Source organism: Paraburkholderia sp. XV (genome assembly GCF_020177535.1).
GTDB classification, from domain to species: domain Bacteria; phylum Pseudomonadota; class Gammaproteobacteria; order Burkholderiales; family Burkholderiaceae; genus Paraburkholderia; species Paraburkholderia caribensis.
In genome coordinates, this window is the sequence record NZ_JAGUUD010000195.1 from 1 (window position 1) to 9,345 (window position 9,345).

Consider the following 9,345-nt stretch of genomic DNA (forward strand, 5'->3'; position numbering starts at 1 on the left):
GTGAAGCGAGATAACGTATCGCGGATGCCAGCGCAAAGCCAAACCGCGGATGCCAGCGCAAACGGGCAACAACCACCACCACAACTAGCCCCGCAAATGCGCACTAATTCCGCCAGTTAGCCTCATAAAACCGAACATACCCACTACGCAGCACAACACACTGGGCCCGCGTCTCGGACAACAACCGCCGCGTAGCGGCCTCAATCCTCTCGCGATGCGTCGAAAACGCACCCATCATGTCTTCGAGCCGCGGCGACGCCGCGCCAAAGTGATCCTCGAGAGCCTCAGCGGTGATCGTGCATTCCACCCTTTGCCCATCGACCATAGCCGGAAACGCCAGAGTCAGCTCGCGCCCCGAGTACTCAGGGACTTCTTTCGGGAAAATGATCTGCATGGGAACACCTTGGTCGAACAACACACCGCCGAGGACCGCGCGTGCCCCTGTTCAAGCCTCCGTTATGGATCGCAGCGCGGGCTGTCAACCGCGAATACACGCCTTTATCGCGTGCGCCCGCAGTTGATTCCAACACTGTAGACGACTTCCGGCGCGCCGCAAGTTTTGTTTCGCCACACGCCAGTATGGTGCCGCCATGCACCGCAAACGGCACCAATCGCATGCGCAGGGGCGCCACGCCCCAGGACAATTGCCCGCGTGAAAACCCTCGATAATGCCGCAGCGCAGCGTAACAGCGTGCGTGCCTAGAACTGGGTCGGCAAATGCGGATGATGTTCGGGCCCGACATCGCCGGCAGGATGCTCGGACGGTGTCTTGCCGGGAAGATCGCGGGGCCACAGCGTCAGCATCGTCACGCACCCCGCAATGCCGATCGCAATCGCGATCACACCCACCCAGATCTCGTGATTCAGGTAGTACAGCGAACCGTGAATCGACAGTCCAATGCCGCCCAGTGCGATGAAGATCGCAACCGTGGCGAGAACCACTCTCAACTCCAGGCGCACCATGACGTTCTCCTCGAAATGGCGCTGTCCGGGACATAGCTAACCTGGTCCCAGCGGCGGCGTGCGGCGCGAACGCATGCCTGTCTACGATCATTGCACTTCTGTGCCAGAAGGCAAGCGGAACACGCGCCGCGCGTCCTCCTGTAATATGGACCGGCATGAGTCGGCATAGACCGGCGGCCTCCCCGGCTGGCGCAGCCTCACTGCGCAGCTTTCATCAGGCATGCGGTGCTGCAGTGCAAAAGCGACGCACTCGCTTTCCCTGCGCGGCAGCACGCAGAATGCACAACATCGGAGACATGCAGTGACCCAACGTTCCGTCACGCCGTCCGTCACGGGCCGCGCCGATGTGCTCGCACAGGCGCATGCGCGCTCGCGCGAATTCGGCCTGCGCGCGTCTGAGGCGCCCGACTTCCATCCACTGCGGCCGCTCGCGCTGCGCGATCTCGTCGACTGCAACCGCTCGCTGTATGCGCACGCCTTGCCTGTGATGGAAACACTGCATGCGCAAATCGTCGATACCGACAGCATGGTGCTCCTCACCGACAGCAACGGCGTGATCCTGCACAGTCTCGGCGACAGCGATTTCGTCGAGAAAGCGGAGCGCGTCGCGCTGCGTCCGGGCGTGTCGTGGGCCGAGGCCCATCGCGGCACGAATGCCGTCGGCACCGCGCTCGCCGAAGGCCAGCCAACCGTCGTGCACGGCGGCGAACATTTTCTGCAGGCCAATCACATCCTGACCTGCTCGTGCGCGCCGATCGCCGATCCATACGGCCGCACCATCGGCGCGCTCGACGTGAGCGGCGACCCGCGCGGCTTCAACAAGCACACGCTGGCGCTGGTGCGCATGTCGGCGCAGATCATCGAAAACCAGCTGTTCGCAAACCAGTTCGGCGATGCCGTGCGCGTGCGTTTTCATGCGCGCAGCGAGTTCATCGGCACGCTGTTCGAAGGGCTGGCCGCGTTCGGCGCCGACGGCGCGCTGCTCGCCGCGAACCGCAGCGCGCTGTTCCAGTTCGGCCGCCCGCTCGACACGCTGCTCGGCCAACCCTTCGAGATGCTGTTCGGCTCGGCCTTCCCAGCCGCGCTCCAGCAGGCGCTGCGCGCGCCGGGAGAATGCCTGACGCTGATGCTGCCAAGCGGCGTGCGCGTACTGGCGCGCGCCGAGTATGCGGCACGCCCCGCGTTTTCCGCCGACTCATCCGGCCCGCGCACGGCCACCTCTTCATCCGTCGCGCCGACGCCGGGCAAGCCGCGCGCAGCCGCCATCACCTTCGCCACGCTCGACACAGGCGACGCACGCATGGCTGCCGTCCTGAGCCGCGTCGAGAAAGTACGCGGCCGCGACATCGCGCTGCTCGTGCTCGGCAAGACGGGCACCGGCAAGGAATGGCTCGCGCGCGCGATGCATGAAGAATCGCCGCGCCGCGCCGCGCCGTTCGTCGCCGTCAATTGCGCGTCGCTGCCGGATACGCTGATCGAAGCGGAACTGTTCGGCTATGAGGACGGCGCCTTCACGGGCGCACGAAAGCGCGGCAACGCCGGCAAGATCGTGCAGGCCGACGGCGGCACGCTGTTTCTCGACGAAATCGGCGACATGCCGCTCGCCCAGCAGGTGCGTCTGATGCGCGTGCTGCAGGAGCGCTGCGTGGTGCCGCTCGGCGGCACGCGCGCCGTGCCCGTCGATGTGCGCATCGTCTGCGCGACGCACCGCAACCTGCGCGCGATGATCGAGGAAGGCACGTTCCGCGAAGACCTGTATTACCGGATCAACGGCCTCGTCGTCACCCTGCCCGCGCTCGCCGAGCGGACAGATCTCCCCGTGCTGGTCGAGCGGATTCTGGCGCGGCTGCGCAACGACGAGCCCGACAGCGAGCGCATGCCCTCGCGGGTGTCGGCGGAAGTACTCGCGTGCTTCGCGCGATGCCGCTGGCCGGGCAATCTGCGCCAGCTGGCCAACGTGCTGCGCACGGCGGGCATCATGGCCGAAGGCGCCGCAGAAATCGACGTCGAGCATCTGCCCGACGATTTCCTCCACGACTGCGAGCCAGCAAGCGACGAGCCGTTGCGCGCGCTGCCTCCCGCCGTCGAGCCGTCCGCGCCGTCGCGGCCCGCGAGCATGGAAGAGTTGCAGGCGACGCTGATCGAACAGGCGCTCGCGCGCAACGACGGCAACATCTCGGCGGCCGCGCGTGAGCTCGGCCTCGCGCGCAACACGGTCTACCGCTACATGCGCATCCGCACGTCGCACTGAACGCCCATTGCGCTCTCCTGCACGCAGCGCGCCGACCCGCGCTGCGTTAAGCTTCGTCCTGACCCCACGAATCCCGACTCCGGTCGCGCATCGACGGATGGCCTCACGGCACGAACTCAAACGTTATCGCATGAACCTCGCCGACGAACTCGACAGCGCCGCGCTGTACGAAACGCTGTCGCGCGTCGAAAAAGATCCGCAGCGCCGCACGCTGTTCGCGCAGCTCGCGAGCGCGGAGCGCGTGCACGCGAACCTCTGGGCGAACAAGCTGCACGCGAACGGCGCGCGCGTGCCGCCGCACCGCTACAGCGTCAAGACGCATCTGATGCGCGGCCTGATTCACACGCTCGGGCCGAAATTCGTCTTGCCGTCGCTCGCCGCCGCCGAATATGCGGACCGCGACAAGTACGCGAACCAGCCCGACGCCGCGCAGCTATCGAAGGACGAGCAGCACCACGCCGCCGTCATGCAACAGATGGTCGCCGACGTCAAAGGTCAACAAGCGCTGCCGTCGAAAGGTGCGCAGATCGCGGCCGCCGAGTCGTGGCACAGGAACGTGACGTCGGGCAACGATCTGCGCGCCGCCGTGCTCGGCGCGAACGACGGCCTGGTGTCGAATTTCTGTCTGATCATGGGCGTCGCGGGCGCGGGCTCGGGCAACAAGGCGATCCTGCTGACGGCGCTGGCCGGGCTGATTGCCGGCGCGTGCTCGATGGCGCTCGGCGAATGGTTGTCGGTGACGAATGCGCGCGAACTCGCGCGCACGCAGATCGCCAAAGAGGCCGACGAAATCGAGCACACGCCCGAGGCCGAGCAGCACGAACTGGCGCTGATCTTCCAGTCGAAGGGAATCGACGCCGACGAAGCGAAGCGCGTCGCCGCGCAGGTCATGCGCGACAAGCAGAATGCGCTCGACACGCTGACGCGCGAGGAACTCGGCCTCGATCCGGCGGAACTGGGCGGCAATCCGTGGACGGCGGCGGGCGTGTCGTTCTGTCTGTTCTCGCTGGGCGCGATTTTTCCGGCGATGCCCTTTCTGTGGACGCACGGCACGCCGGCCATCGCGCAGTGCGTCGCGTTGAGCGCGTTAGGGCTCGCCGCTGTCGGCGTCTTCACGTCGCTCTTCAACGGACGCGGCGCCGCGTTCTCCGCCTTCCGTCAGATCGTGATCGGATTGATCGCGGCCGCCTTCACGTTCGGCGTCGGGCGCCTGCTGGGCGTATCCATCTCGTGAGCGCGATGTCCAGCGAAGAACCGTCCGGCAGCGCGCCGCTGCATGAATCGAATGAGGAACGGACCTTCACGGTGCGCGTCGAGCCGCTCGGCCGCACGTTCGATGCGCCCGAATCGCTCTCCGTTCTCGAAGCCGCGGGTTTCGCGAATCTGCATCTGCCGCGCATGTGCCGCAACGGCACATGCCGGACCTGCCTGTGCAGGCTGGAATCGGGCAGCGTGCGCTACACGGTCGAATGGCCCGGCGTCAGCGCCGAAGAAAAGGCGCAGGGCTATATCCTGCCGTGCGTGGCCGTCGCGCAAAGCGATCTGGCGCTAGACGCGCCCGACGCCGCCGATATCCCCTCCGCGCCCGCTACGCCGCCCGTCAGGCGCTTCTAGTGGATCAGCGCTAGTTGATGGGTGCGAAGCGCGGCACGGTCTGCCCGTCGTGCTCGATCATCTCGAAGAATACCTGCGCTGGCCGCGTCCAGATGGTGCCGTTGTCGGCGCGATAGACGATCATCGTGACGCTCGGGTCCGATTCGAGGGTCGCCTCGCAGATGAACTCGTAAATGCCGCCCTTGTAGTGTCGATAGCGTACGGTCACAGTCGTTTCCTCACAGATGCATGATTGGACAAAGCAGCGCGCGGCACGTCGCCGCCCGCGTCAGCTCGCGCCCTCTTTCATCTGCTTCAGGTGCTTATAGACTGTTGCACGCCCCATGCCAAGCACGTTCGCGACATAGTTCGCCGAGCTTTTGCCGCGAAACGCGCCTTCCGCGTAGAGCGCTTCGACGAGTTCGCGCCGGTGCTCGCGCGTGAGCCCGTTCAGACCGATCTGCCGCTCTCGCAGCCATCCATGCAGAAACGTGTTGATACGCTCCTGCCAGTCGTCGCGGAACAGTTCTTCCGGCTGCGCGACGACACCCGCGCCCTTGATGAACAGATCGAGCGTCGAGCGCACGTCGTCGAACACGGCGATGTTGAAATTGATGCACAGCATGCCCGCCGGCTGGCCGCTGTCGTCGAACAGCACGTTGCTCACGCAGCGCATCCGGCGGCCGTCCCAGTTGAGCTTCTCGTACGGGCCGATCACGCGCTCGCGCGCCGAATGCTCCGTTTCTTCAAGTGCGGAATCGTCGCCGATTTCCCGTTTCGACAGATTGTTCGCGAGATACAGCACGGTCTGATCGTGCAGGTCGTGGATCACGACTTCCGCATACGGGAAGAACAGCGCGGCGATGCCGTCCGCGATGGGCGCATAGCGGGTCAGCAGCAAATCCTTGACGGGGGACGTATTCTTCTTGCGCATCGGCGGGCAGGGGCAGTCTTCGCGGGTATTCATGATGCCGCTGCGGTTGTAACGCTCGCCCCGCAGCGGCGGCTGATCGCCATTGTAGCTATTGTGCCTGGTCTCCACGATCCGTCAGATGACGGTAGAGCTCGCTCGCGATCGCGACGTCTTCGAGGCCGAGGCCGATCGAGCGGAAGAACGCGTGCCGCGCGTACGCGGGCTTCTCGCATGTGCCCGCCAGCAGCGACGGCAGATCGCCCTTCACTTTCTGCGGCGACCAGCCGTGCTGTGCGGCGAGCTTCATCTCACCCGCGCTCGCGGGCGTCGTCGCGCGATAGTCGCAGTAGACGTCCATCTCCGGCAGCCACGCCGGATCGATTTCGTGCGCATTCACGGCATTCGTGCTGATCGACGTGACGAGCGCGGGCTTCGTCAGCGCGTCGCGCGGCAGCACGGGCGTGCCCGACGACGTGCACAGCATCACGACGTCCGCGTCCTTCACGCACGCTTCGACATTCGCGCTGGCTTCGGCGCGCGCATCGGCGGCCTGGACGGCGGCGCGCTTCGCGTCGCTGGCCGCGAGATCGGGCGAATACACGCGAATCGATTCCCACGCGCGCAGCGGCGCGACATGCCGCAGGTGCGCGAGCCCGACCGCGCCCGCACCGATGATCGCAAGCCGCTTCGCATCGGCGCGCGCGAGCTGGTCGACGGCGAGCGCCGTGGTGCCCGCCGTGCGCTCGGTGGTGAGCAGACCGGCGTCGCACCACATCAGCGGCTGGCCGGTTTCCATCGACATCAGCGCGGTCCACGCCGTGATCACCGGCTTGCCGCCCGTCACGATGTATGGCGACAGCTTTGCGCCGAACACCTTCGCGTCGGCGAGCACGCCGAGATACGTAATGAAGTCGCCGGCGCCGTTCGGGAACAGCGTCAGCGTTTGCGGCGGCTGCACCGCCTCGGCGGAAGCGAGCGCGCGAAACATCGCGGTCAGCGCGCGGCGCACGTCGAGCGCGGGCAGCGCGGCACGAACGGCCTGTTCGTCAACGGCGAGCGGCAAGGCGGTCATCATCGAAATCTTCTCCTCAGTCTGCGCGTGATGCGTCAATGGCAATTCCTTTCCGGTCGGCGTTCGACCGGAATGTAGACTTATAGTCTACTTGAGACTGCGCAAATTTGGACAAAAAAGTCTCGTTTTGAACTCGTGCAGCGAGCGCGAGGCGCTCCGCATCGCTATGCCCCTCGCCGCCCTCGCCGTTTGTTTAAAAGGCTTCGAAGCAACCGGAACGGTATTTTTGATCACTGGACTATCGTATTCCCTATAGTCCATACTGGACTTTCAGTCTATATTTCAACTGTACCGCCGCTCGTCGCGTGGTCCGATCATCAACGACAGGAACCGTCATGAACCTGAAGCTCTCCTTCGCCGCCGCCGTCCTTGCCATGACGGCGGGCGCCGCCTGTGCGCAATCGTCCGACACATTGCGCTTCGGCATCGAAGCCGCCTATCCTCCGTTCGAAAGCAAGACCGCGTCGGGCCAACTCGAGGGCTTCGATGTGGAGGTCGGCAACGCGGTCTGCGCGAAGATGAAGGTGAAATGCGTGTGGGTCGAGAACGCATTCGACGGGCTGATTCCGGCATTGCAGGCGCGCAAGTTCGACGTGATCAACTCGGCGATGAACATCACGGCCAAGCGCAAGGAAAGCATCGCGTTCACGCCGCCCATTTATGTGGTGCCCATCGTGATGATCGCGAAGCGCGGCTCCAATCTGCTGCCGGACGTGAAGACGCTGCAAGGCAAGCGCGTCGGCGTGCTGCAAGGCTCGTCGCAGGAAGACTTCCTGAAGAAGCACTGGGCGAATGCGGGCGTGCAGATCGTGTCGTATCAGGACCAGGATCAGGTGTACGCGGACCTCGCCGCGGGGCGTCTGGACGCCGCCGTGCAGGAAGCGCAGACAGCCCACGACGGTTTCCTGAGCAAGCCGGCGGGCGCGGGCTTCGACATGGTCGGGGAGCCGCTGAAAGACCCGGCTACACTCGGCGAAGGCACGGGCTTCGGGCTTCGCAAGGGCGACAAGGCACTGCAGGCGAAAGTCGATGCCGCGCTCGCCGAACTGAAGAAGGACGGCACGCTGACAGCGCTGTCGCAGAAGTACTTCAAGCGCGACATCATCGCGAAGTGATACGCTGCTGAGCCGAAGCGGGCAGCATCGAAAGCGGCCCGGTCGATTCAATGCGCGAGCGCGTGGCGACACGCGCTCGTTGCGCTTCTGACGCCTCACACAACCTCATTTCAATCGTTATGGATTTCGACGTCATCGTGCTGGGCGCGGGTATCGTCGGCGTGTCGTCGGCGCTGCATCTGCAGGATCGCGGACGGCGCGTCGCGCTGGTCGACCGGCGCGCACCCGGCGAGGAGACGAGCTTCGGCAATGCGGGGCTGATCGAGCGCTCGTCGCTCGTGCCGTACGGCTTTCCGCGCAAGCTCGGCACGCTGCTGCGCTATATGCGCAACCAGTCGACCGATCTCTACTGGGACTACAAGGCGCTGCCCGCTTACGCGGGGTGGCTCGCGCGCTTCTGGTGGGAATCGTCGCCGCAGCGGCTCGCGGCTGCCGCGCGCGACCTGATGCCGTTGATCGGCGCCTGCGTCGACGAGCACGACAAGCTGATTGCGCGCGCGGGTGTCGGCCAGCTGGTGCACGACGGCGGCTGGATCGAGGCGTTCCGCACGCGGGCCGCGTTCGACAGCGAAGCGAGCGCATCGGAGAACGCGATCCGCGAGCATGGCCTGCATGTGAGCGTGCTCGACGCCGCGGCGCTGCGTGCGCAAGAGCCTTCCGTGGGCGAAGGCATTTGCGGCGCGATTCACTGGAAGGACCCGAAAAGTGTGCTGAATCCGGGCGCACTGGTGAAGGGCTATGCGCGGTTGTTCGAAGCGAACGGAGGCACGTTCGTCAACGGCGACGCGGCGACCTTGCGTTCATCGGGCGATGCCTGGACGGTCGAGACGCAACACGGCACGCTCGGCGCGAAAGAAGTCGTGCTCGCGCTCGGGCCGTGGTCCGATACCGTGTTCGAGCCGCTCGGCTATCGCATTCCGCTGCGCGCGAAGCGCGGCTATCACATGCACTATCGGCCGTCGCGGCAGATGCTGTCCGTGCCCATCGTCGATACGGAACGCGGCTATGTGATCGCGCCGATGGAAGGCAATCGCCTGCGGCTGACGACGGGCGTCGAGATCGCGGAGCGCGGCGCGCCGCCGACGGGCATTCAGCTCGAACGCGTCGAGCCGCTCGCGCGCGCGACGTTCGGGCTGGGCGAGCGCGTCGATGAGAAGCCGTGGCTCGGGATGCGGCCGTGCACACCGGACATGCGGCCTGTGATTGGACGGGCGCCGCGTCATCGCGGGCTGTGGTTCGCGTTCGGGCATAACCATCATGGGCTGACGCTCGGGCCTGTTACTGGGCGGCTGCTCGCCGAGATGATGACTGGCGAGATGCCGTTTGCGGATCCGAGGCCGTTTCGGGTGGAACGGTTTGGGTGAGGGGCCGCTGGGCGCGGCGGGGTTTTTGGGTTTTTGGGTTTTTGGGTTTTTGGGTTTTTGGGTTTTTGGGTTTT

10 protein-coding genes are annotated in these 9,345 nt (G+C 65.5%); 5 read left to right on the forward strand and 5 right to left on the reverse strand.

Annotated elements, in window-relative coordinates:
- Positions 1-103: 103 nt before the first annotated feature.
- Together KFO72_RS40290 and KFO72_RS40295 are read right to left on the reverse strand one after the other, a co-directional pair.
- Entirely contained in the window at positions 104-394 is a 291-nt protein-coding gene (locus KFO72_RS40290; RefSeq protein ID WP_007745759.1) for a DUF1488 domain-containing protein, read from the reverse strand.
- A gap of 305 nt (positions 395-699) precedes the next feature.
- Positions 700-963, reverse strand: a complete 264-nt coding sequence (locus tag KFO72_RS40295) for a DUF2964 domain-containing protein (protein ID WP_107201801.1) — start codon at positions 961-963, stop codon at positions 700-702.
- A gap of 301 nt (positions 964-1,264) precedes the next feature.
- Here KFO72_RS40295 and KFO72_RS40300 point away from each other — a divergent pair, with 301 nt between their 5' ends.
- From KFO72_RS40300 to KFO72_RS40310, 3 genes are all read left to right on the forward strand, one after another.
- Entirely contained in the window at positions 1,265-3,214 is a 1,950-nt protein-coding gene (locus KFO72_RS40300; protein ID WP_225034433.1) for a sigma-54-dependent Fis family transcriptional regulator, read from the forward strand.
- Between the two features lie 97 nt (positions 3,215-3,311).
- Positions 3,312-4,448, forward strand: coding sequence for a VIT1/CCC1 transporter family protein (locus KFO72_RS40305; RefSeq protein WP_225034435.1), 1,137 nt, complete (start codon positions 3,312-3,314; stop codon positions 4,446-4,448).
- Between the two features lie 5 nt (positions 4,449-4,453).
- Positions 4,454-4,828, forward strand: coding sequence for a 2Fe-2S iron-sulfur cluster-binding protein (locus tag KFO72_RS40310; protein ID WP_225034437.1), 375 nt, complete (start codon positions 4,454-4,456; stop codon positions 4,826-4,828).
- A 10-nt stretch (positions 4,829-4,838) separates the two neighbouring features.
- On the opposite strand, the gene KFO72_RS40315 is transcribed toward KFO72_RS40310, so the two are convergent.
- The 3 genes from KFO72_RS40315 to KFO72_RS40325 are packed head-to-tail and all read right to left on the reverse strand — an operon-like array spanning position 4,839 to position 6,795.
- Positions 4,839-5,036, reverse strand: coding sequence for a DUF1653 domain-containing protein (locus KFO72_RS40315; protein ID WP_035996524.1), 198 nt, complete (start codon positions 5,034-5,036; stop codon positions 4,839-4,841).
- A 60-nt stretch (positions 5,037-5,096) separates the two neighbouring features.
- The gene (locus KFO72_RS40320; protein WP_063787040.1) at positions 5,097-5,774 is read right to left on the reverse strand and encodes a transcriptional regulator; all 678 of its coding nucleotides are present in this window, start codon (positions 5,772-5,774) and stop codon (positions 5,097-5,099) included.
- A gap of 55 nt (positions 5,775-5,829) precedes the next feature.
- Entirely contained in the window at positions 5,830-6,795 is a 966-nt protein-coding gene (locus KFO72_RS40325) for an ornithine cyclodeaminase family protein (protein ID WP_156516677.1), read from the reverse strand.
- 332 nt (positions 6,796-7,127) lie between these two features.
- Between KFO72_RS40325 and KFO72_RS40330 the strand changes: the two genes are divergently transcribed.
- The gene (locus tag KFO72_RS40330; RefSeq protein ID WP_054935196.1) at positions 7,128-7,907 is read left to right on the forward strand and encodes an ABC transporter substrate-binding protein; all 780 of its coding nucleotides are present in this window, start codon (positions 7,128-7,130) and stop codon (positions 7,905-7,907) included.
- A 119-nt stretch (positions 7,908-8,026) separates the two neighbouring features.
- Positions 8,027-9,271, forward strand: coding sequence for an NAD(P)/FAD-dependent oxidoreductase (locus KFO72_RS40335; RefSeq protein ID WP_107201804.1), 1,245 nt, complete (start codon positions 8,027-8,029; stop codon positions 9,269-9,271).
- The last annotated feature ends 74 nt before the right edge of the window (positions 9,272-9,345 follow it).